The 21,592-nt window shown below is 45.4% G+C and carries 23 protein-coding genes and 1 tRNA gene; 14 read left to right on the forward strand and 10 right to left on the reverse strand.

The annotated features are described in order from the left end of the window. Positions 1-167 precede the first annotated feature (167 nt). Positions 168-244 (reverse strand) — tRNA-Met (locus ICN23_RS03120). Between the two features lie 77 nt (positions 245-321). After that, positions 322-732 carry a hypothetical protein gene (locus tag ICN23_RS03125; RefSeq protein ID WP_216230866.1) on the reverse strand — a complete coding sequence of 137 codons (411 nt, stop codon included), beginning with the start codon at positions 730-732 and terminating at the stop codon, positions 322-324. Between the two features lie 46 nt (positions 733-778). On the opposite strand from ICN23_RS03125, the gene ICN23_RS03130 reads away from it, so the two are divergent. Next, positions 779-1,390, forward strand: a complete 612-nt coding sequence (locus ICN23_RS03130) for an MOSC domain-containing protein (protein ID WP_216230867.1) — start codon at positions 779-781, stop codon at positions 1,388-1,390. A 53-nt stretch (positions 1,391-1,443) separates the two neighbouring features. Here the strand turns inward: ICN23_RS03130 and ICN23_RS03135 are convergent, their stop codons facing one another. Next, positions 1,444-3,114: an MFS transporter gene (locus ICN23_RS03135; protein ID WP_216230868.1), complete on the reverse strand. Its 1,671-nt coding sequence runs from the start codon at positions 3,112-3,114 to the stop codon at positions 1,444-1,446. A gap of 212 nt (positions 3,115-3,326) precedes the next feature. Between ICN23_RS03135 and ICN23_RS03140 the strand changes: the two genes are divergently transcribed. After that, a complete protein-coding gene (locus ICN23_RS03140; RefSeq protein ID WP_216230869.1) occupies positions 3,327-4,925 on the forward strand; it encodes a gamma-glutamyltransferase family protein in 1,599 nt (532 codons plus the stop codon). On the opposite strand, the gene ICN23_RS03145 is transcribed toward ICN23_RS03140, so the two are convergent. After that, complete coding sequence (locus tag ICN23_RS03145) at positions 4,912-5,541, reverse strand: trimeric intracellular cation channel family protein (RefSeq protein WP_216230870.1); 630 nt, start codon at positions 5,539-5,541, stop codon at positions 4,912-4,914. The genes ICN23_RS03140 and ICN23_RS03145 overlap by 14 nt on opposite strands. Before the next feature lie 98 nt (positions 5,542-5,639). On the opposite strand from ICN23_RS03145, the gene maiA reads away from it, so the two are divergent. Then, positions 5,640-6,320: a maleylacetoacetate isomerase gene (maiA, locus tag ICN23_RS03150; RefSeq protein ID WP_216230871.1), complete on the forward strand. Its 681-nt coding sequence runs from the start codon at positions 5,640-5,642 to the stop codon at positions 6,318-6,320. Here maiA and ICN23_RS03155 read toward each other — a convergent pair. From ICN23_RS03155 to ICN23_RS03165, 3 genes are read right to left on the reverse strand one after another with little or no spacing between them, the layout of a single operon-like run. Next, on the reverse strand, positions 6,291-7,220 hold the full coding sequence (locus tag ICN23_RS03155; protein ID WP_216230872.1) for an AEC family transporter: 930 nt from the start codon (positions 7,218-7,220) through the stop codon (positions 6,291-6,293). The genes maiA and ICN23_RS03155 overlap by 30 nt on opposite strands. Positions 7,221-7,235: 15 nt before the next feature. Beyond that, positions 7,236-7,760 carry a gamma carbonic anhydrase family protein gene (locus tag ICN23_RS03160; protein WP_216230873.1) on the reverse strand — a complete coding sequence of 175 codons (525 nt, stop codon included), beginning with the start codon at positions 7,758-7,760 and terminating at the stop codon, positions 7,236-7,238. Positions 7,761-7,816: 56 nt separating this feature from the next. Beyond that, positions 7,817-9,019: an ammonium transporter gene (locus ICN23_RS03165; RefSeq protein WP_216230874.1), complete on the reverse strand. Its 1,203-nt coding sequence runs from the start codon at positions 9,017-9,019 to the stop codon at positions 7,817-7,819. Between the two features lie 137 nt (positions 9,020-9,156). Here ICN23_RS03165 and ICN23_RS03170 point away from each other — a divergent pair, with 137 nt between their 5' ends. Then, a complete protein-coding gene (locus tag ICN23_RS03170; RefSeq protein WP_216230875.1) occupies positions 9,157-9,519 on the forward strand; it encodes a Rap1a/Tai family immunity protein in 363 nt (120 codons plus the stop codon). 46 nt (positions 9,520-9,565) lie between these two features. After that, complete coding sequence (locus ICN23_RS03175) at positions 9,566-9,853, forward strand: glycine zipper domain-containing protein (RefSeq protein ID WP_216230876.1); 288 nt, start codon at positions 9,566-9,568, stop codon at positions 9,851-9,853. 68 nt (positions 9,854-9,921) lie between these two features. On the opposite strand, the gene ICN23_RS03180 is transcribed toward ICN23_RS03175, so the two are convergent. After that, entirely contained in the window at positions 9,922-10,311 is a 390-nt protein-coding gene (locus tag ICN23_RS03180; protein WP_216230877.1) for an OsmC family protein, read from the reverse strand. A 46-nt stretch (positions 10,312-10,357) separates the two neighbouring features. Next, on the reverse strand, positions 10,358-10,768 hold the full coding sequence (locus ICN23_RS03185; protein WP_216230878.1) for a rhodanese-like domain-containing protein: 411 nt from the start codon (positions 10,766-10,768) through the stop codon (positions 10,358-10,360). Between the two features lie 57 nt (positions 10,769-10,825). On the opposite strand from ICN23_RS03185, the gene ICN23_RS03190 reads away from it, so the two are divergent. The 9 genes from ICN23_RS03190 to ICN23_RS03230 all read left to right on the forward strand — a co-directional run bounded on the left by ICN23_RS03190 (position 10,826) and on the right by ICN23_RS03230 (position 20,803). Further along, a complete protein-coding gene (locus ICN23_RS03190) occupies positions 10,826-12,088 on the forward strand; it encodes a putative Na+/H+ antiporter (RefSeq protein ID WP_216230879.1) in 1,263 nt (420 codons plus the stop codon). 66 nt (positions 12,089-12,154) lie between these two features. Then, positions 12,155-13,501: a tRNA (N6-isopentenyl adenosine(37)-C2)-methylthiotransferase MiaB gene (gene miaB / locus ICN23_RS03195; protein ID WP_216230880.1), complete on the forward strand. Its 1,347-nt coding sequence runs from the start codon at positions 12,155-12,157 to the stop codon at positions 13,499-13,501. Beyond that, complete coding sequence (gene ybeY, locus ICN23_RS03200) at positions 13,491-13,961, forward strand: rRNA maturation RNase YbeY (protein ID WP_216230881.1); 471 nt, start codon at positions 13,491-13,493, stop codon at positions 13,959-13,961. Before miaB ends, ybeY begins: the two co-directional genes overlap by 11 nt. A gap of 33 nt (positions 13,962-13,994) precedes the next feature. Continuing rightward, a complete protein-coding gene (locus ICN23_RS03205) occupies positions 13,995-14,834 on the forward strand; it encodes an HlyC/CorC family transporter (protein ID WP_216230882.1) in 840 nt (279 codons plus the stop codon). 38 nt (positions 14,835-14,872) lie between these two features. Continuing rightward, positions 14,873-16,375, forward strand: a complete 1,503-nt coding sequence (gene lnt, locus ICN23_RS03210) for an apolipoprotein N-acyltransferase (protein ID WP_216230883.1) — start codon at positions 14,873-14,875, stop codon at positions 16,373-16,375. Between the two features lie 59 nt (positions 16,376-16,434). Further along, positions 16,435-17,325, forward strand: a complete 891-nt coding sequence (gene glyQ / locus ICN23_RS03215) for a glycine--tRNA ligase subunit alpha (protein ID WP_216230884.1) — start codon at positions 16,435-16,437, stop codon at positions 17,323-17,325. A gap of 27 nt (positions 17,326-17,352) precedes the next feature. Continuing rightward, entirely contained in the window at positions 17,353-19,491 is a 2,139-nt protein-coding gene (gene glyS / locus ICN23_RS03220; RefSeq protein ID WP_216230885.1) for a glycine--tRNA ligase subunit beta, read from the forward strand. After that, a complete protein-coding gene (gmhB, locus tag ICN23_RS03225; RefSeq protein WP_216230886.1) occupies positions 19,488-20,054 on the forward strand; it encodes a D-glycero-beta-D-manno-heptose 1,7-bisphosphate 7-phosphatase in 567 nt (188 codons plus the stop codon). The genes glyS and gmhB overlap by 4 nt, the downstream gene beginning before the upstream one ends. A gap of 14 nt (positions 20,055-20,068) precedes the next feature. Beyond that, a complete protein-coding gene (locus ICN23_RS03230) occupies positions 20,069-20,803 on the forward strand; it encodes a 1-acyl-sn-glycerol-3-phosphate acyltransferase (RefSeq protein ID WP_216230887.1) in 735 nt (244 codons plus the stop codon). Between the two features lie 12 nt (positions 20,804-20,815). Here the strand turns inward: ICN23_RS03230 and rsmA are convergent, their stop codons facing one another. Continuing rightward, complete coding sequence (rsmA, locus tag ICN23_RS03235) at positions 20,816-21,592, reverse strand: 16S rRNA (adenine(1518)-N(6)/adenine(1519)-N(6))-dimethyltransferase RsmA (RefSeq protein ID WP_216230888.1); 777 nt, start codon at positions 21,590-21,592, stop codon at positions 20,816-20,818.

The following is a 21,592-nucleotide window of genomic DNA, read 5'->3' on the forward strand; positions in this document are numbered from 1 at the left end:
AGGCAATATAAGCCAGAGTAGCAACTACCGCCCAAAATACTTGCTTGTTGGCCGCACCTAGTACGCAGGCAAACCAACCAAGCTGGAAGATAACGAAATTCCAAAATTTAGCCATACCCAGCATCCTAAGAAAAAGGCCACTGCCGAGGGGCAATGGCCTTTAGATTTGGTGGCGAATCAGGGATTTGAACCCCGGACCTGCGGATTATGATTCCGTCGCTCTAACCAGCTGAGCTAATTCGCCGAACTCGCTATTGTAAATGATCAGGGTTCATCTGTCTAAAGGAAGTGGTGGTGACTCCCCGAGCACCCATTTAGCCTTTATTTGATCTGAAACACGCTCACAGCCTCGTCTCGACCATACAAGACATTAAATTCGATCTTTTTTGCCAAAAAGAGCTTTTTCAGCACCTCATCCTTGTTGTCAAAAACAATGGCTGTTTGCTCGGGGTAGCGAGAAAAAGGGTCGCTGGTGACGTCCACCGCGACTCCATCAATCTTGATCTGTTTAATGGAGCGTTTGTAGAGCCTGTCAGGGCGAATAAAAATCAGGCGCTTTACATACTTATCCAACACAAGCTTTTGCCCCTGCTCATTCATCTTGTAGTAGTAGACCAACTCCTCTTTACCATTGGCGGTCATGTCACGCTCTTCATCCCATTTAGCAAAAGCAGCTTGACTGATGAATAGACTCAAAAATAGAGTGGAAACTACTTTATAAAAGTGCATCATTTACTTTCTTCAATAGATAACTTGATCTTATCAGTCATTTTTACTTATGCGTCTACTCACCATCTCCGCCGGCAAAGTCATGCCTTTGTTTGGCAATCATCACTCCGACTACAAATCCGTCGCTTCAGCAATTCGCAAGAAAGCGGTGAGTGCTTTAGACAACCCCGCTACCGTCGACATTACTACCCTTGGCGTTAAAGGCGATGAGCAGGCAGACCTATCAGTACACGGCGGTATTGAAAAAGCCATCTATGTTTATCCGGCAGAACACTACGCGTTTTGGAACGAACTATTGACTCGTGAGACTAAGCAGTCGGTTCATTTAGAACATGGAGCTATTGGCGAAAATTTCACAATAGAAGGCCTGTTAGAAACAGAGGTGTTTGTTGGTGATCGACTGCGGATTGGGGAATTGGAATTTGCAGTCGTCAAACTACGTGAACCCTGCTTTAAATTTAACGCCACAATGCGCTACAAAGGCGCCGCAAAGGCAATGCTGCAATCAGGCTTTAGTGGCTGGTATTTGCGGGTGATCAAAACCGGGGCGCTTACTGCTGGCGCTCAAATTGAACTCATTCCAGGATCAAGAGAAACCTCTATCGCCCAGCAAAATCACAAGCTCTTAAATAATCGCAATCAAAAAGATTTGTGGGAATAAAAAAACCCGACCATTTCTGATCGGGTTTTTTATTTGTTACAGACTAAAGAAGCTTAGTCACGTGCGTAGATATCTACGTCTTTGGTTTCTTTAACAAACAGTGTACCGATTACCAATGTCATCGCAGCGATGATGATTGGGTACCAGAGACCGTAGTAAATGTTACCGTTTTGCGCAACCAAGGCGAAGGAGATCGTTGGCAACAAGCCACCGAACCAACCGTTACCGATATGGTATGGCAATGACATAGAGGTGTAACGAATACGAGTTGGGAACATCTCAACAAGCATCGCAGCGATTGGGCCATAAACCATGGTTACCAAGATCACCAAGAACACCAACAAAGCCAATACAGCTACGTAGTTAATTTGTGAGGAATCAGCTTTAGCTGGGTAGCCAGCAGCATTCAACGCATCACGAATTTGCTTCTTGAACTCAGCATCCTTAGCTTTCAAATCTGCTGGAGCCATACCTTTTGCTGAGTAACCAGTGATTTCTGTATCACCGATCTTCACAACAGCTGTACCGCCGGCTGGGCCAGGGATTGTGCTGTAGCTTGCAGAGTTAGACGCCATCACTTGTTTTGCAATATCGCAAGAACTTGTGAACTTCGCTGTACCTGTTGGGTTGAACTGGAATGTACATTCATTGACATCAGCAGTAATCGTAGCTGGTGCAGTTGCCATCGCTTTTTCTAACGCTGGGTTAGCAAAGTGGGTCAAAGCATTAAATACGGAAACTGGTGTATTTGGGATGTAAGTAATGATTGCCAAGAGCAAGCCGCTCATGATGATTACTTTACGGCCAATCTTGTCAGACCATGCACCAAATACTACGAAGAACGGTGTGCCGATTACCAATGAAGCAGCAATCAACAAGTTCGCAGTCTTAGCATCTACCTTCAAAACTTGTGTGAGGTAGAACAAAGCGTAGAACTGGCCTGTGTACCAAACCACCGCTTGACCTGCAACCAGACCAAACAATGCCAAGATAACAATCTTCAAGTTCTTCCACTGGCCGAATGACTCGGACAAAGGAGCTTTTGACAACTTGCCTTCTTCTTTCATCTTCTTGAAAGCTGGAGACTCATTCATGGACAAACGAATCCATACAGAGATCGCCAACAATGCGATAGAAGCGATGAAAGGAATACGCCAGCCCCAAACATCAAAGTCTGGACCAGTGAATTCACGTGTGAACAAAATCACGAGCAAGGAGAGGAACAAACCTAAAGTAGCGGTTGTTTGAATCCAAGCTGTGTAGGCACCACGCTTACCGTGAGGAGCATGTTCTGCAACGTAAGTAGCAGCACCACCGTACTCACCGCCCAAAGCCAAACCTTGAAGCATACGCAATGCGATCAAGATAACTGGAGCAGCAACACCGATAGTTGCGTAGTTAGGCAGAATACCTACGATGAAGGTTGCGCCACCCATTAACAGGATGGTGACCAAGAACGTATATTTACGTCCGATCAAATCGCCTAAGCGACCGAACACCAACGCGCCGAATGGACGCACGATGAAACCAGCAGCAAACGCTAACAAAGCGAAAATGAAGGCAGAGCCAGCATCTAAGCCTGAGAAGAACTGCTTGGCGATAACGGCAGCCAAAGAACCGTAAAGATAAAAGTCGTACCACTCAAAAACCGTACCTAAAGATGATGCAAAAATAACTTTGCGTTCTTCAGCGGTCATTGGGGCTGCTTTAGTTGATGTTGACATCAGTAGCTCCTAACTATTTTTATTAAATAAAAAAACAACGGGTCGATTATGCTTTGAAAAAATTCAAAGAAATCCACTAGTTAGGGTAATTCCCCATCAAATAGGATCGGGGTTTTCCCGAGAAATCAGGAAACTAGAGGCAATTTCACAACAAGTACTAGCCTAGCGTCTAATGCATAGGCAGCAGTTTATATATTGGAGACACAATAACCATGCAACAAAAATGGGGAATTCGAGGAATGGCGGTAGCGCCACATTCACTCGCTTCTGAATCAGCCATAACAGTTCTGCGGGAAGGTGGTAACGCTTTAGAGGCAATGGTGGCGGCAGCCGCAACGATTGCAGTTGTCTATCCCCATATGAACTCAATAGGTGGCGACTCATTTTGGGTTGTTCACTCACCTGGCAAGGCTATGGGTGGCATCGATGCTTGCGGTGCTGCAGCTGGTTTAGCAACTAAGCAATGGTATGCGGAGCGAGGTATTACTAAAACCATTCCTTTTAGAGGGCCCGTTGCTGCAAATACAGTTGCCGGAACTATCTCTGGCTGGGGCGCCGCTCACAAACTCTCCAAACAAGGCTTGGGCGGCAAGATTCCCCTGTCTCGCTTATTGGCTGATGCCATTCATTACGCAGAAGCAGGTGTACCAGTTACTTATAGTCAATCCAGCTTGACTGCAAAGAAGCGTGAGGAGCTTAACTCCATCCCTGGATTTGCAAAAACTTTTTTAGTGGATGGCAAAGCACCTGCGGTTGGCAGCATCTTTAAACAAGAGCGCCTGGCAAAAACCTTGCGTCAAATTGCCACCAAGGGAACGGACGATTATTACCGCGGCGATCTTGCTGAACTCCTTGCAAAAGAGCTAATCAACATTGGCAGTCCATTGCGCCTCGATGATTTGCATCGTCATCACGCCAAACTCATTGATCCATTAGAGCTCAAGCATAGTCTGGGTAAGGTGTACAACATGATTCCACCTACTCAAGGTGTTGTGTCATTAATGATCATCGGGATCTTGGATCAGTTGAACTTAAAACGCTTTAAGGTCGATAGCGCTGAGTATGTACATCATTGTGTTGAGGCCACTAAGCAAGCATTCAAAATTCGCGATCAATTTGTCACTGATCCTGCGTACATGACAAAAAATGCACAGTCTTTCTTATCGCCTGCATTCTTAAAAAAACTTGCTAAGAATATTGACCCCAACAAAGCTTTACCTTGGGGCCAAGGCAAGGGACCGGCCGATACGATTTGGATGGGCGTCATTGATGGTGATGGCAATTGCGTCTCATTCATTCAAAGTATTTATCACGAGTTTGGCGCTGGCATTGTGCTGCCTAAATCTGGCGTGAACTGGCAAAACCGTGGCTGCAGTTTTTCACTTGACCCGAATACACTGAATCATCTTGAGCCCTATCGCAAACCATTCCACACATTGAATCCAGCGATGGCTTTATTCAAAGATGGGCGCTCGATGGTTTATGGAACGATGGGTGGTGATGGTCAACCGCAAACGCAATGCGCCGTCTTTACTCGCACTGCCACTTACGGCTTAGACCCACAAGATGTTATCAGCCGTCCACGCTGGTTGCTCGGTCGCACTTGGGGTCAAACAAGTGACAGCCTAAAACTCGAGTCCCGCTTTAGCCCTTGGGTAGCCAAAGAGCTTCATGCTTTAGGTCATGAGATAGAAATGCTCGATGCGTTTGATGAAACCGTAGGACATGCTGGCTGCATCATTCGTGATCCATCAGGCACATTGCGTGGCGGATGGGATCCTCGTAGCGATGGTGCGGTTAGCGCGTTTTAGTAATAAACATTTTAGGTACGCGCAGATCCCAATAAATGGCGGCTGCGCGTAGCCCAAAAATTCCGAACATACAAATCACAGATCCTTCAACCACATGCTGCGGCAAGAAGTTCAGCACCAAAACATAAGCAACACAACCCAAGGTCACCGGAATCGCATAAAGCTCATGGGACATGATTAGCGTTTTTCTGCCGGCAAGCACATCACGTAATAGGCCGCCACCGATCGCGGTAATTACACCTAAGATGACTGGTGCAACAGGCAAACCAAAATTCATATTCCATGCTTTATCAGCGCCCTGAATCGCAAATAGAGCAGCGCCAAAGCCATCGATATACAACATCCAACGATAAATTTGCGGTTGGGTAAAAAACGATTCTGCGAAAAATGTCAGCACGCTTGCGCCCAAGGCAAGCCATACATATATTTGATTGTCCGACCAGAAGGTGGGTACCTCCAAAATAATGTCGCGAATAGTACCGCCACCAATTGCGGTGATTAATCCGAGAACCAAAACACCAAATAGATCGACGCCACGATCTGCAATGGCCAATACTCCCGTCACAGCAAAGGCCATGGTTGCAATAATGCCGATCCAAAAATTAATATCTTCCATAGCAATGAGTCTAAAGCACTTTGCTTGAGTCCTATCTTGAATGGCCATTCTGAATATACTGTTAGTCATGAGTTCAGACATTCAGATAAGGCATTGATATGACCCCCAAGCTGTATAGCTTTTGGCGCAGCTCTGCTGCCTTTCGTGTGCGTATTGCCCTTAACCTAAAGGGCATGAAATTCGACACCATTCCAATCCACCTCAGTAAAAATGGTGGCGAGCAAATGAGTGAGGTATTTAGCAGCAAAAATCCCAATCGCTTAGTACCTCTTTTTGAGGAGGGTCAGAAAAGCATTCATCAATCCTTGGCAATTATTGAGTATCTTGATGAAATTCAGGCTGAGCCCGCACTATTGCCAAAAATTGCAATTGATCGAGCTTGGGTACGTTCAATAGCAATGGACATCACCAGCGACATTCATCCAATCAATAATGTTCGCGTACTCCGCTACCTCATCAAAAAACTCGGCCTTAGCAATGAAGCCAAGGATGAGTGGTACCAGCACTGGATCAGAGTTGGGCTCGAGAGCATTGAAAAACAATTAAGTCATGACACCAGAGTTGGAAGATTTGCTTATGGCGACAAGCCAAGCTTAATAGATGTCTGCTTGGTGCCTCAGCTATTTAACGCACTGAGCGCAAAAGTAGATGTGGAGCCCTACCCTACACTCATGAGCATTTTTCATGAGTGTATGAAGTTGCCTGCTTTTATTGATGCATCCTGGGAAAAACAAATAGATGCCGAAGGCTCAAACCCCGTTGCTCCACCACAGAAATAATGAGAGCGTGAACAAAGAGCTCACGGTAGTAATCAATACCACCCTAGAAATAATGCTGCCATCAGCTTTGTAATACTGAGCCAACATAAAAGGCCCAGTACCAGTGGGCAAGGCGCTCAAAATCACAATAGCACTTACCCATAAATCAGGTAAGCCCAAAATCGGACCCGCTATCATCCAAGCAATTAAGGGTTGCAGTATTAACTTTGCCAAACTAATACCCCATGCCCTCGATGGCGCGACAGCACTCTTTTGCATCAGAAATAAACCAATTGAAACTAAAGCGCATGGCGTAGAAGCAGCCGCTAAAAATGAAATCACTTGAGCAACCGGATCGTACAAAGTCAATTCACTAGAAGCCCATATCAAACCGGCGACTGGAGCTATGAGTAATGGATTGGTGCACAAGGATTTAATAACGCTTAAGACGATCTCATGAGACTTCTTATGCGACAAGATACCAATCTCAATAAATACTGTTGCCAATGCAAACATCACGAACACAATAAAAGTAGAAATAATGGCTGGAGCCAGCCCATCCTGACCAAGGGCAAGTGCGCACAATGGAATGCCCATGTATCCGGTATTTGAATAAGAAGCACTGAGGCCGTCAAAGCTGGCGGCAGCTAAGTCTCGATGACGTATCCAGCTCACTAGTAGCACTAAGGCAAAAACAATTAAGCAGCTCAGAAAAAAAGCGGTGATAAAACTGGGCTGCCACAGTGTTTGCCAGCCGCTATTGGCGGCGAAGTTAAATAGTTGCGCAGGCAAAGCCAACCAAACAACAAACCGGTTTAACTCAGTTGAGGCATTGATGCCTAGCTTACCAACGCGCCCGCCAACATACCCAATCAGTATGAGCAAGAAAACAGGTAGAACTACATTGAATACGTAGAGCAAAATTGATTGAGGGGGTTAGGCAATTTTTTTCAGCGTTTTGACATAACGCTGTGCATTTTTCACGTAACGTCCAGCGATGTCGTGAATCCCCGCTATTTGCTCTGCAGTCAATTCTTTTACCGCTTTTGCTGGGGTTCCCAAAATCATAGAGCCGTCCGGAAATTCTTTTCCCTCAGTCACCAGAGCGCCGGCACCCACCAAACAGTTTTTACCAATCTTGGCGCCATTCAAAATCACTGCACCAATACCAATCAAACTGCCGTCGCCAATCTGACAGCCGTGCAGCATCACTTGATGGCCAACAGTGACATGCTTACCAATCATGAGCGGATAACCGGGGTCGGTATGCAAAACAGATGCGTCTTGCACATTACTACCTTCGCCAATTTGAATGAGGTCGTTATCGCCACGGATCACGACTTTAGGCCAGATGCTTGCATCCTGATGAAGCTCTACTTTGCCGATCACTTCTGCACTCTCAGCAACCCAAGCGCCCTCAGCTAAGTGAGGAGCATTTCCGTCTAGTTCAAATATAGCCATGACTCATTATAGGTATGAATCAGGCTATAGATGAACGACTATGCACTAAAAGTGAATTACCAGTTAGGCTCGCGATCAGGTGTTGAAGAAATGCGGTGCACACTTAAATCGGCGCCTTCGAACTCTTCTTCTTGAGACATGCGAATACCTAAGGTCGCCTTCAGGGCGCCGTATACGACAAAACCACCGATCAGTGCGATACCTACACCTAAGGCGCTACCAATTAGTTGACCGGTAAAAGTAATGCCGCCGAGACCACCAAAAGCTTTGGTACCAAAAATACCGGCGGCTAGCCCACCCCAAAGACCGCATAGTCCATGCAGTGGCCAAACACCGAGAACATCATCTAATTTCCAGCGGTTTTGAACCAAGGTAAACATATATACAAACAGTCCGCCAGCAACTAAACCAACAAATAAAGCGCCAAGAGGATGCATTAAATCTGAGCCGGCACAAACTGCGACTAAACCAGCGAGTGGCCCGTTATAGGTAAAGCCCGGGTCATTACGGCCAACCACCCAAGCAGCCAATGTGCCACCAACCATCGCCATCAAGGAATTCATTGCAACCAATCCACTGATCTTGTCGATCGTTTGTGCACTCATCACATTAAAACCAAACCAACCTACCGCCAAAATCCATGCACCCAATGCCAAGAAAGGAATGCTTGATGGTGGATGAGCGGAGATTTGACCTTCTTTGGTGTAACGACCACGACGTGCACCTAGCAGAATGACTGCAGGCAAGGCAATCCATCCGCCCACGGCATGGACTACAACTGAACCAGCAAAGTCATGGAACTCTTCACCAGTTAAGCCTTTAATCCAAGCCTGAATACCGTAATGTTGATTCCAGGCAATACCTTCGAAGAAGGGGTAAATAAAACCCACCAAGATAAAGGTAGCAATAAGTTGAGGATTAAATTTTGCGCGCTCTGCTATGCCGCCTGAAATAATGGCAGGGATTGCAGCAGCAAAGGTGAGCAAGAAGAAAAACTTCACTAATTCGTAACCATTCTTCTCAGCGAGCAACTCGGCGCCAGAGAAAAAGTTCACACCATAAGCAATGCTGTAACCAATAAAGAAATACGCAATAGTTGAGACTGCAAAGTCCACCAAGATTTTTACCAACGCATTGACTTGGTTTTTCTTGCGAACAGTCCCCAGCTCCAAGAACGCAAAGCCCGCATGCATGGCAAGAACCATGATTGCACCGAGCAAGATGAATAAAGCATCGCTACCTGTTTTCAAAGTTTCCATGAAATTTCCCCTCGTATTTTTTGCATCATTATGGGGAATATAAAAACCCAAAGAAGTGCGAGCTGCACCCATTTAGTGCATTAAGTACCCATATTTATGGTTTATCATCGTTTTTACATACACCTAAGGGAGAACCCATGAAGAAATTCCTCATTGCATTGGCCGCTTTAGCCGCTTTTTCAGGCTTTGCACAAGCACAAGAAACCATCAAAGTATTAAGCACACAAGAACTTGCTAATGTTTGCAAACTCCCTGCAAGCCCAGAATCACGCAGCTTCTGTATCGGCTTTACCACTTCTGTTTATGAAACTTATTTAGCCACTCGCCATCCACAACGTGCAAAGCCATTTATTTGCGTTAAGCAACCAGCTCCATCACGTGATGAAGTGATTGGTGATTTTGTAAAGTTTGCGCAAAGCAATCCACAAGTAGCTGACAAACCAGCTGCCGGTGTTTTCTTGGGCTTCTTAGCTTCACGCTTCCCTTGCGCTAGAAAATAATTTCAGCGACTAGCCAAACTAATACACTTTTAAAGGATCAGTTGATATGAAAAAAATTATCGCGATTACCGCAGCAACTCTAGCAATCGCCGGTTGCTCAAATATGAGCAATACTGAGCAACGTACACTCTCAGGCGCGAGCATTGGCGCAGCAGCTGGTGCCGTTGGCACTGCAATCTTCCACGGCAATCCTATCTGGGGTGCAGTTGGTGGTGCAGCCGTTGGCGCAGCTTCTGGTTATGTATACGACGCTTATAAGAAAAATGAAGGTGCCAATTACAATGCTGGCTATAACGCAGGTAAAAATAACCAGCCAGCTAAGGCGCCTAATTAAGTCGACCTACTAAGCTTTAAAGCCCGGCCCATTCAGGCCTAAGCGCAGTAAAACAAACCCAGCTCGTATTAATTTACCAGCTGGGTTTTTATTTGGATCTGCCCAGCCAATGCTTTATGAATAGGGCACTTATCTGCAATCTCCATTAAGCGCTCTTTTTCTTCTGAGCTTAAGTTTCCTTGTAACTGAATCTCACGTGAAAATGTTTCAACATCATTTGTGCGTTCGATATCTACCGTCACAATGGCATTTTCTAAATTCATTGCTTTGCGACCAGCATACATTTTTAAAGTCATCGATGTACAAGCCGCTAAGGCAGCGCCAAGATATTCGTGAGGACTTGGCCCTGTTCCGGAGCCTCCTTTAGCGGTTTCTGCGTCAGACAAAAAATGCAATTCGCCAGCAGTCAATTTTTGCTGCAGAGGGCCTTCGCCAAACTGTGAGACAACTTTTCTCATAAAGATCCTAAAAAAATAATGGGTCGAAACATCATTAAGAGTGACTTTAACCGGAATGAGGCTTGCTTGCCCTTTCCATAGTCGGTAGTTGCGCTTTCTTCCAGGCACTAAAACCACCCTCTAAATGACAAATGTTTGGCACACCCATTTTCTGCAGCATCTGCGTAGATAGAGCAGAACGCCAAGCAGAGGCGCAATACAAGACTAGCTGCTTGCCTTCGCCAAAGATCGGCTTGTAATAGGGGCTATCAGGATCAACCCAAAACTCCAGCATCCCCCGAGGGGCGTGAAACGCATTGGGGATCATGCCCTCGCGTTCTAATTCACGGACATCGCGAATATCGATGAACACCACATTAGGGTCCACTAACAATTGCTGCGCTTTTTCCAAGGAAAGAGTCTCGATTTCAGCCATGGCGCTCTGAATGAGCTCTTGATATCCAATCTTTAATTTCACGAAATCTCCTAAATTAACAATATCTCATTCATACCAAGCACCTGCTACCATTCTGCTATGAACTTTACCCCCACTGAACTTGGTGCAAGCATTATTTTTGCAATCGCAGTTTTGCATACTTTTTGTACCGGCTATTTTGAATCTATTGCTAAAAAGTCTCCGCGTCATGCCGGCCTTTGGCATCTTCTGGGTGAAGTTGAAATTGTCTTTGGTTTTTGGGCGGCCATCCTGGTTATTTTCATTTCGCTAGATGACGGTTTAAGTACTGCTAAAGATTTTTTAAATAAACGCAATTTCACAGAACCGCTCTTTGTTTTTGCCATCATGATTGTCGCTGGCACAAAACCTATCTTGTATTTTGCAACGAAAATACTGCATGTTTTAGCGATGGCACTGCAATATCTATTGCGCATCAGAAGTGCTCCTGCTTTATATTTTTTAACTCTGGCGATCACCCCACTTCTAGGCTCAGTCATCACCGAGCCAGCTGCTATGACCCTGGCGGCCTTCTTACTGCGTGATTTGGTCTATCGCCATAAATGCTCGACAGCCCTCCTATTTGGAACGCTTGGTGTTCTCTTCGTCAATATCTCCATTGGCGGAACACTCACCAACTTTGCTGCACCACCAGTACTGATGGTGGCCTCTACTTGGAGTTGGAGTTCAGCATTTATGTTTGCTAACTTTGGCATAGAGTCTTGTATTGCCATTTTTATTAACGCTCTAGTAGTCACACTTTTATTTCATCGCCAACTCATTGAGCCTGATACAGAAAAGAAAGAAGTCCAAATTCCATTGGCCGTAATTTTGATGCATCTGCTCTTTTTATTTGGTGTAGTCGTATTTGCGCATGATCCAATTATTTTTACTTGGATTCTGTTGTTCTTTATTGGCTACACCACGGCTTATCCAAAACATCAAAGCCCACTGATTCTGAAAGAAGCCTTACTGGTCGGTTTTTTCTTAGGCGGCTTAGTCGTACTAGGTTCACTACAGGGTTGGTGGCTACAGCCTATTCTAGAAATGATGAGTCCTACTGCAGTCTTTTATGGCAGCCTAGTGTTAACCGCTTTCACCGATAATGCAGCGCTTACCTATCTAGGCTCCTTAGTGACTGGGACATCTCCAGAATTCAAGCTGGCTTTGGTGGGAGGCGCTGTTGCAGGCGGCGGTCTTACCGTCATTGCCAATGCGCCTAACCCAGCAGGTATCGCTATCCTGCGGCAGCACTTTCCAAATGGCGCAGTCTCAGCACTCTATTTACTAATTGCTGCAATTCCGCCCACGCTAGTGGCCGTTCTAGCTTATCGACTCATCTAGGGCCTAAGTCAGGCTTAGGCGGTAAAATCTGAGCTTCGCCCCCAGTTATAAACCTGAGAACGGCATATGAAAAAGCTCTATATCAAAACCTTCGGCTGTCAAATGAACGAGTATGACTCGGGCAAGATGGCCGACCTATTACATGCCGATGAAGGCATGGTTATGACAGATCGACCAGAAGATGCTGATGTTGTTCTTCTGAATACTTGCTCCATTCGAGAAAAAGCTGAAGATAAAGTCTTTTCAGATTTAGGTCGACTTCGCGAGCTCAAGAAAACCAAGCCCAACCTATTGATTGGTGTTGGTGGTTGCGTGGCAAGCCAAGAAGGTCAGCAAATTGTTAGTCGAGCACCCTACGTGGATGTGGTCTTTGGCCCCCAAACATTGCATCGTCTATCCGACCTCATTGCAGAGCGCCGTAAAACTGGGATCTCTCAAGTAGACATTTCCTTTCCGGAGATTGAAAAGTTTGATCATCTTCCGGCATCACGCCAAACTCGTGGCTCAGCCTATGTATCAATCATGGAGGGCTGCTCCAAATATTGCAGCTACTGCGTTGTACCCTATACACGTGGCGAGGAAGTCTCCAGGCCTTTTGATGATGTACTCACTGAAGTAGCTGGACTTGCCAGTAAGGGCGTCAAAGAAATTGTGCTTCTTGGTCAAAACGTCAATGCGTATTTAGGCAAGATGGGTGATACCGAAGAAATCGCTGACTTTGCTCTGCTTATTGAATACATTGCGGAAATTCCTGGGGTTGAACGGATCCGATTTACCACCAGCCACCCTAAAGAATTTACACAACGTCTCATTGATGTATATGCAAAAGTACCTAAGCTGGTGAGTCACCTGCATCTACCCGTACAACATGGATCTGATGCCATGTTGTCAGCAATGAAACGTGGGTACACCGCACTAGAGTTCAAAAGCATTATTCGCAAAATGCGAGCCGCTCGTCCTGACCTCACGCTATCAAGCGACTTCATTGTGGGGTTTCCAGGTGAGACTGAAGCAGACTTTGAGAAATTACTCAAGATGGTCAAAGAGTTAAATTTTGACAACAGCTTTTGCTTTATCTTTAGCCCACGCCCAGGCACACCAGCCGCCAACCTGCACGATGACACGCCTTACGAAGTCAAACTAAAGCGCCTTCAAACATTGTTGGCCCTTGTAGAGGGACAGGCTAATCAAATTAGTCAGCAAATGCTGGGCAATACTGAGCGAGTATTAATTGAGGGACTTGCTAAAGATGGCATCAATTTGCAAGGACGTGCTGAAAATAATCGTGTAATTCATTTCACAGCGCCCGATCAAGACATCGAGAATCTGATTGGTCAAATAGTAGACATTCGTATTACCGAAGTTCTTAACTACACCCTAAGAGGGGAATTGGTGGAAGCGCATGTTAGTTAAGAAAAAAGTTGCTTCACCCAAGCTGGCAATTGATCTGCAATTCGCTAGCCCAGCAATTGAATCCACTCTTGGAAAAATTGCTTCACCTACTTTGATAAAAAAATGGGTTAAAAGCGCAACACCGCTTGGCGGTCTGATCACTCTTCGCTTTGTTAATGCTACAGAGGGTAAAAAGTTGAACATGGCTTTTCGTCAAAAAGATTACGCAACCAATGTATTAACTTTTCCTTACGATCTTTCAAAAAATGAGCTAGTTGCAGATATTATTTTTTGTCTTCCCGTCTTACAGAAAGAAGCGAAAGAGCAGGGTAAGTTGCTGAATGCCCATTTGGCACATTTGATTGTGCATGGCTGCCTCCATGCCCAAGGCCATGATCATGAAGTGATGAAGGATGCCAAGAAGATGGAAGCATTAGAAATCCAGATTCTCGAAAAATTGGGTTTTGCCAACCCCTACTAATGGTTTGACTTATTTCTACGCTATTCTTGCTATATGCCTGACCCCAATAAATCCTTTTTAGACCGTTTAGCCGATTTTTTAACTCCTCAGCCAACGGAGCCCAGCGAACGTCGTCAAGAGTTGATCGAAACTCTGCGTGAAGCTCAAGTCGAAGGCCTAATCGATGCCGATGCACTCTCCATGATTGAGGGCGTCTTTCAGGTTGGTCAGTTATGCGCACGCGATATTCTTGTACCCCGCGCCCAAATTGATTGGATCGATATCAACCAAGCGCTACCTGAGATTATCAAGAGCGTGATCGAAGCAGCTCACTCACGTTTTCCTGTATTTGAAGGTAGTCGAGACAACGTTATCGGCATATTGCTCGCTAAAGATTTATTGCGTCATGCAACAGAAAAAGACTTTCAAGTTCGAGACTGGTTGCGTCCAGCAGTCTTTATTCCGGAATCTAAGCGCCTCAGCGTGTTATTACGCGACTTTAAAGACAATCGCAATCACTTAGCGATTGTGGTTGATGAATATAGTGGCGTAGCAGGAATTATTACGATTGAGGACGTCCTTGAGCAAATCGTTGGTGATATTGAAGATGAGCATGATGTTGATGAAGAGGCAGATAATCTCATTCCCCTAGATAACGGCGACATCCGCGTCAAAGGCATTACTGAGCTTGAGCAATTCAATGAAGCACTGGGCACCCACTTCGAGCTTGAAGATATTGAGACGGTAGCTGGATTGGTTATTCAACATCTTGGCCGGGTACCCAAGATAGGTGAGCTCATTGAAATCGATGGTATTGAATTTGAAGTACAGCGTGCCGACCCAAGACAAATTCATATTCTTCTTGCACGACAAACCAATAAAAAACCTGACTGAGATTCGCCTTGCTTGATCAGCACCCTTATCAACAGCGCATGAGTGTCAAAATATTTTCACCAATTACTTTGTTGTTATTAGGTGCGGCACTTGCACTAGCTGCCGAACTTCCCTACGGTGGCTGGATTCAGATTCCTCTTTTAAGCATTCTTTGGTGGCGACTAGATCCACAATCTCATAACTCATTTAAAAAACAATTCGCCTTGGGCCTCACTTTTGGAATTGGCTATTTTGTTGTGGGTCTATGGTGGCTTTACATTAGCCTGCATGATGTTGGCGGCATGAATGCATTGCTCGCTGGTATGGGGGTATTTCTACTATCAGCCTATGTAGCTATTTACTTTGCTATGGCCACGCTGGCAATTACTGTATTTAAAAAGAATCGGCTCGCCGGCTTATTTCTTGCGGCAAGCTGGGTGCTTGCGGAGTTTCTGCGCGGCTATATCTTCACTGGATTTCCTTGGATGGGTCTTGCTGAAACCCAATTCAATGGCCCCTTCGCTCTTATCGCGCCTCTCTTTGGCGGTCTAGCCTGCACCTTCTTGATGGTTTGGGCCTCCTGGGAGCTTTATCAAATTCGCAAACATTCGATCTCCAGTGCAATTCTCATCATGGCTGCAATTGGAATCGCTCAAGTCGCTGGTGCATTTACTTTCACTAAACCTATTGGAGAACCCATTAGCATTCGACTGATTCAGGGTAACTTTGAGCAAAGTCTGAAATTTAATCCTCAGGCCATCAGCCGACAAATTGATTTTTATGCTGGCGAAATAACCAAGCAAGCGGCTAATCTCATCATCATTCCTGAAACTGCATTCCCGTGGCCAATTCCTAATTTACCAATCGGTCTTGTGAATTATCTTCAAGATTTTTCTAATAATAGTAATAGCAATCTTCTGCTTGGATTGATTGGCGAGGTACCCGGTACAAATGGCATGCAATATTCGAATCGTGCCACCGGCCTCTCCCCAAATACTTCAGCCTATCAATACGATAAAGCTCATCTTGTTCCCTTCGGAGAATTTATTCCTCCCGGATTTCAGTGGTTCGTCAATGCTTTTCATGTGCCGATGAGTGACTTTGCTAGAGGTAAATTAGATCAATCACCTTTTGCGATTGTGCGTAAAGGTCAAGAAGATATTTATGCGGCGATTACGATTTGCTATGAAGATGTTTTTGGGGGTGAGCTTGCCTCTCGTATTCAACATAGTGATAAGCCAGTCAATCTACTAATCAATATGACCAATCTTGCTTGGTTTGGAGAATCGCAGGCGTCCACTCAGCAACTTAGACTCTCGCAGTTGCGCTCTTTAGAGACCGGTCTTCCCGCCTTACGCGCTACCAATACGGGCATTACCGCCGTCTTAGGCCCTGATGGCAAAGTATTAAAAGCGCTTCCGGAATTTACTCAAGGCACCCTAAGCACCCAAGTCCAGGCTTATTCCGGAAAAACGCCATATGTTATTTGGGGCAATTTACCGATTTTGGGTATTTCTTGCCTACTGCTGGTCTGGGGCTTGATTAGTCATAGGCGTTTTTAGGTATTTTTAACTCCTAAGCCCTCTAGCCATGTAAAATCAATGGCTTAGCCAGGTTAATCATGCTTACTTTTCAGCAAATCATTCTCAAACTTCAAGATTATTGGGACCAACAAGGTTGTGCCCTATTGCAACCCATCGACCTCGAGGTTGGTGCCGGTACATCTCATACTGCAACCTTCTTACGGGCCATCGGTCCAGAGCCTTGGAAAGCTGCGTACGTTCAGCCATCACGGAGACCAAAAGATGGTCGTTACGGTGAGAACCCGAATCGCCTGCAGCACTACTATCAATACCAAGTGGTACTTAAGCCTGCGCCTGAAAATATTCTCGATCTGTATTTGGGCTCTCTTGCTGCACTAGGTTTAGATCTTAAAGAGAATGATGTTCGCTTTGTAGAGGATGACTGGGAGAACCCAACGCTTGGCGCTTGGGGGCTAGGCTGGGAAGTTTGGCTTAATGGCATGGAAGTGACGCAATTTACTTATTTCCAGCAAGTGGGTGGCTTAGATTGCAAACCTGTTCTTGGCGAGATCACTTATGGTATCGAACGTTTGGCAATGTATATCCAGAACTGCTCTAAAGTATACGACCTAGTATGGGCTGACGGCATCTCTTATGGTGACGTGTATCACCAAAATGAAGTTGAACAATCTTGTTATAACTTTGAACACTCCAATACCGATTTACTCTTTGCCAACTTCACAAATTATGAAAGCGAAGCAAAGCGTTTGATGGAGGTACCACTAGCGCTTCCTGCTTATGAAATGGTTTTAAAAGCAGCGCATACCTTTAATTTGCTGGATGCTCGCGGCGCCATCTCTGTTACTGAACGTGCGGCCTATATTGGACGCATTCGCAATCTTTCACGCGCTGTTGCTCAAGCCTACTTTGAGTCCAGAGAAAAGCTGGGCTTCCCAATGTGTCAACGTCAAGCTAAAGCTAAAGCTTAAGCGCATCGAGATTTCTGCATTCCATCTATGAGCACATCAAATTTCAAACCTCAATCAGCCACTTTATTGATTGAGGTATTTACTGAAGAACTTCCACCCAAATCTTTGCGTCGCTTAGGCGATGCATTTAGCGAAGGTATCTTTGCGGCACTTCAGTCAGCTGGTTTAGCGACTGAATCCTCTAAGATCACTGGCTTTGCAACACCACGCCGCTTGGCGGTTCAGGTTACTAACGTTCTAAATCAAGCCCCAGACTATCCAGTACGTGAAAAACTATTGCCTACGAGCATTGCATTTGATGCTGAAGGTAAAGCAACAGCGCCCTTGCTGAAAAAATTAGGTGCACTTGGATACGCAGATATTGATCTTGCAACATTAGAAAAATCTGGCGAAGGCAAAAATGAAGCACTCTATCTCAATGTCGTCGCTAAAGGTGCTGCGCTTGAGCAAACCGCTCAAACTGCACTTGAGCAAACATTAAGCAAGTTGCCGATTGCTAAAATGATGCACTATCAAGTGCTGCAAAAAGATGGTCAATTAGCGGATGTGCAATTTGCCCGCCCAGCACACCGCATCATTGCACTGCATGGAAATGCAGTTTTGAATATCAGTGCGTTAGGTATTGATGCGAGCAATGAAACTGAAGGACATCGCTTCTTGGCACCCGGCAATGTAACGATTGCTAGCGCAGATCAATATGAAGTGGATCTGCAATCCAAGGCAAAGATTATCCCGAGCTTTAATCAGCGTCGTGCGCAAATTGAGGCTGCACTATTAAAAGCTGCTGGTGATGATTTGGTTTTGATGCCAGACAGTCTTTTGGATGAAGTAACAGCCTTAGTTGAATGGCCAGCGATTTACGAGTGTCATTTTGATCAAGAGTTCTTGGAAGTGCCACAAGAATGCTTGATTTTGACAATGCAAACCAATCAAAAGTACTTTGCATTAACCGACAAGCATGGCAAATTACGCAATCGCTTTTTGATTGTTTCTAATATTGAAACAGATAAGCCTCATGCGATTATTTCTGGCAACGAACGTGTTGTGCGTCCTCGCTTATCAGATGCTCGTTTCTTTTTCCAGCAGGATCAAAAACGTCCTTTAGCTTCCCGTGTAGCCGACCTAGGCAAGGTGGTTTATCACAATCAATTGGGCAACCAGTTAGACCGTACCAAGCGCGTTCAAGGTCTTGCTGTAGGCATTGCCAAAAAACTGGGTGCTGATGAAAAGCTCGCCTCCCGTGCCGCTGAAATTGCTAAAACTGATCTGCTAACCGATATGGTTGGTGAGTTTCCAGAACTCCAGGGAGTTATGGGTAGCTACTACGCTACAAATGATGGTGAGAATGCTGATGTTGCTAGCGCTTGTAGCGAGCACTATATGCCACGCTTTGCTGGAGATACATTGCCTCAAAGCCAAACCGGAACCATCTTGGCTATTGCTGACAAACTAGAAACTCTAGTGGGTATATGGGGTGTAGGACTAGCGCCAACGGGCGATAAAGACCCTTATGCATTGCGCCGCCATGCTCTGGGTATTTGCCGTTTGCTTTTAGAGAAAAATCTTTCACTCAATTTACCTGAACTCATTGAGTTGGCACGTGCGCAATTTCCACAAGCCGATGTACAAGAAAAAGCTAAAGCTGCCGATATCTATGCTTTCATCATTGATCGTCTTCGCGCATATTTGCGCGACCAGTCCGTTGCTGGCAAGGCATTTACTAGTGCAGAAATTGATGCCGTTTTGAGTCAGGACCCAGCGCAAATCAATGACCTGATTCAACGCTTAACTGCGTTGCGCGAATTTAATGTTCTTGCAGAAGCCACTCAACTCGCAGCTGCCAATAAACGTATCAGCAATATCCTAAAGAAAACTACCACCACAATTCCGGCGGCCTGCTCAGAAAAATTGCTACAAATCCCAGCGGAGGCTGCATTATATGCAGCATTAGAAGCCGCTACTCCGAAGCTGAATGCAGCTTACGAGCAACGTCAATTTGTAGAAGTCTTAAGGTCACTCGTGGCTTTAAGCGGTCCAATTGATCAGTTCTTTGCAGATGTAATGGTTATGGATCCAAATCCAGATCTACGCGACAACCGCTTAGCTCTCCTGCAACAACTTCACCAGAAAATGAATCTCGTTGCCGATCTCGGCAAATTAGCATGAGCACCAGCTCTTCTAAACTCATTATTTTGGATCGCGATGGCGTGATCAATGAAGATCGCGACGATTACGTGAAGTCAGTGGATGAGTGGGTTCCACTTCCAGGCAGTCTAGAAGCAATTGCCCTCCTCAATCAAGCGGGCTATCAAATTGCTATAGCCACCAATCAATCCGGTCTTTCAAGGGGCTACTTCACCATCAATGATTTGCATGCAATGCATAGCAAGATGGAGAACTTACTCAAACCGCTAGGCGGGCATATTGATAGCATCTTTTTTTGCCCCCATCAGGATTCACATCAATGCGATTGCCGTAAACCCGCACCTGGGCTTATGAAAGAAATAGCTTTGCGTTATAAAAAAATGGGTAGTGCAACACCACTTGCTGGCACTCCCATTGTGGGAGACTCCTTACGCGATCTAGAGGCGGGCATTGCTTTGGGCGCATCGCCCCATTTAGTGCTCACCGGCAAGGGTGAAAAGACACTTGCAAAAGGTAATCTTCCAGAGGGGACGCAAATACATGCGGATCTCCTGGCATTTGCCAACGTGCTTTTAGAAAAATAAGGTTTACACACAGCATGAAATTGATTCGCTCTACCCTGTTTGCCCTATTTTTATTGGTTTTCACGCCAATTTGGTCGGTGCTTTGTATGCTGACTTTTCCATTTCTGAGCCCTGAAAATCGCTACTCTTTTATTGGACTTTGGAACAAAGTAGTTATTGCCTTATTAAAACCACTCTGTGGCATTCATTACGAAATCCGCGGTATGGAAAATATGCAGGCCGTACTAAACGAACGCGTCATCATTCTCAGCAAGCACCAGTCGGCTTACGAAACTATCGCTTACATCGCCTTGCTCCCAAAACAACTTTGCTTTGTCTTTAAACGGGAGTTGCTCTGGATTCCATTTTTTGGCTGGGCGTTAGCTTTGTTAAAAATGATTCACATTAATCGCTCCAATAAACAGGGTGCAGCTCTATCTGTAGCTACTCAAGGGCGAAAACGCCTAAGTGAAGGCAAGTGGATCATGCTTTTTCCAGAGGGCACCAGAACTGCCACTGGATCTACCAAGCCTTACCGCAAGGGCGGCACTCGTCTTGCGAGTGCAACTGATGCTTTAGTTATTCCCATTGCGCATAATGCTGGACGCTGCTGGCCAAAAAATAGCTTTATTAAAAATCCTGGGACAGTTATTTTTTCTATTGGCCCCGCAATTAGCTCAGCAAATAAATCCGCTGATCAACTTCAGCAAGAAGTTGAAGGATGGATTGAAGCTGAAATGCGCGTCATTGACCCAAGCGCATATAAATAAAATAGTGGGGGCTTAAGAGGCGAGGATCTTAGCCCACTGGATATACCGATCAACCGAAATATCCTGTGCTCTTGCCTTCAGCTCAATCTCAGTCAAACTGAGTCTATCTGCAAAAGCTTGTAAATTGGTACGCAGCATTTTTCTTCTCTGAGAAAAAGCTGCAGCAACTACCTTTTCTAAGGCGCTCCATTGAGCATGACTTAAAGCAAAATCTCTCCGGGGAATCATTCGCACCACAGCAGAATTCACCTTAGGCTGCGGATCAAAGGCCTCTGGTGGCACCTCTAGCACCAATTCCATATCGTAGCGAGCTTGCAGCATGACCGAAAGACGGCTGAAGTCTGAACTCCCCTCTTTAGCAACCATTCGCTCTACAACCTCAGCCTGCAACATAAATACCTGCTCATCAATTGAGTCGGCAGCAGACACTAAATGAAACAATAAAGGCGAGGAGATGTTGTACGGCAGATTACCAACTACTTTACATAAGCCTTGTTTAGTCGAGCGACTTTGTGCCCATGCCAAAAAATCAAACTTGAGGGCATCACCCTCAATGACCGTTAGATCCTGAAGATTTTTTTCATTCCAAAAGGCGACCAAATCTCGATCAATCTCTAAGAGGTCCAGATGATCAAGATTTTCCAATAGAGGCAAGGTTAATGCGCCAAGGCCAGGGCCAATCTCAATCACATGCATGTCAGCACTAGGAGTAATTAGCGCGACAATAGAATAGATAATTCCGTTATCTTGTAAAAAGTTTTGTCCAAATCGTTTGCGTGCGCGATGCAT

The sequence above is a fragment of the Polynucleobacter sp. MWH-Jannik1A5 genome (assembly GCF_018881795.1).
In the GTDB taxonomy this organism is placed as follows: Bacteria; Pseudomonadota; Gammaproteobacteria; order Burkholderiales; family Burkholderiaceae; genus Polynucleobacter.

Coding starts and splice junctions, on each gene's coding strand:
- maiA (WP_216230871.1), top strand. CDS start 5,640: ATGACCCCCAAGCTGTATAGCTTTTGGCGCAGCTCTGCTGCCTTTCGT.
- lnt (WP_216230883.1), top strand. CDS start 14,873: ATGAGTGTCAAAATATTTTCACCAATTACTTTGTTGTTATTAGGTGCG.
- ICN23_RS03180 (WP_216230877.1), bottom strand. CDS start 10,311: ATGAGAAAAGTTGTCTCACAGTTTGGCGAAGGCCCTCTGCAGCAAAAA.
- ICN23_RS03130 (WP_216230867.1), top strand. CDS start 779: ATGCGTCTACTCACCATCTCCGCCGGCAAAGTCATGCCTTTGTTTGGC.
- ICN23_RS03175 (WP_216230876.1), top strand. CDS start 9,566: ATGAAAAAAATTATCGCGATTACCGCAGCAACTCTAGCAATCGCCGGT.
- glyS (WP_216230885.1), top strand. CDS start 17,353: ATGAGCACATCAAATTTCAAACCTCAATCAGCCACTTTATTGATTGAG.
- ICN23_RS03140 (WP_216230869.1), top strand. CDS start 3,327: ATGCAACAAAAATGGGGAATTCGAGGAATGGCGGTAGCGCCACATTCA.
- ICN23_RS03125 (WP_216230866.1), bottom strand. CDS start 732: ATGATGCACTTTTATAAAGTAGTTTCCACTCTATTTTTGAGTCTATTC.
- glyQ (WP_216230884.1), top strand. CDS start 16,435: ATGCTTACTTTTCAGCAAATCATTCTCAAACTTCAAGATTATTGGGAC.
- ICN23_RS03230 (WP_216230887.1), top strand. CDS start 20,069: ATGAAATTGATTCGCTCTACCCTGTTTGCCCTATTTTTATTGGTTTTC.
- rsmA (WP_216230888.1), bottom strand. CDS start 21,592: ATGCATCGCGCACGCAAACGATTTGGACAAAACTTTTTACAAGATAAC.
- ICN23_RS03135 (WP_216230868.1), bottom strand. CDS start 3,114: ATGTCAACATCAACTAAAGCAGCCCCAATGACCGCTGAAGAACGCAAA.
- ICN23_RS03205 (WP_216230882.1), top strand. CDS start 13,995: ATGCCTGACCCCAATAAATCCTTTTTAGACCGTTTAGCCGATTTTTTA.
- ICN23_RS03190 (WP_216230879.1), top strand. CDS start 10,826: ATGAACTTTACCCCCACTGAACTTGGTGCAAGCATTATTTTTGCAATC.
- ybeY (WP_216230881.1), top strand. CDS start 13,491: ATGTTAGTTAAGAAAAAAGTTGCTTCACCCAAGCTGGCAATTGATCTG.
- gmhB (WP_216230886.1), top strand. CDS start 19,488: ATGAGCACCAGCTCTTCTAAACTCATTATTTTGGATCGCGATGGCGTG.
- ICN23_RS03145 (WP_216230870.1), bottom strand. CDS start 5,541: ATGGAAGATATTAATTTTTGGATCGGCATTATTGCAACCATGGCCTTT.
- ICN23_RS03160 (WP_216230873.1), bottom strand. CDS start 7,760: ATGGCTATATTTGAACTAGACGGAAATGCTCCTCACTTAGCTGAGGGC.
- ICN23_RS03170 (WP_216230875.1), top strand. CDS start 9,157: ATGAAGAAATTCCTCATTGCATTGGCCGCTTTAGCCGCTTTTTCAGGC.
- miaB (WP_216230880.1), top strand. CDS start 12,155: ATGAAAAAGCTCTATATCAAAACCTTCGGCTGTCAAATGAACGAGTAT.
- ICN23_RS03165 (WP_216230874.1), bottom strand. CDS start 9,019: ATGGAAACTTTGAAAACAGGTAGCGATGCTTTATTCATCTTGCTCGGT.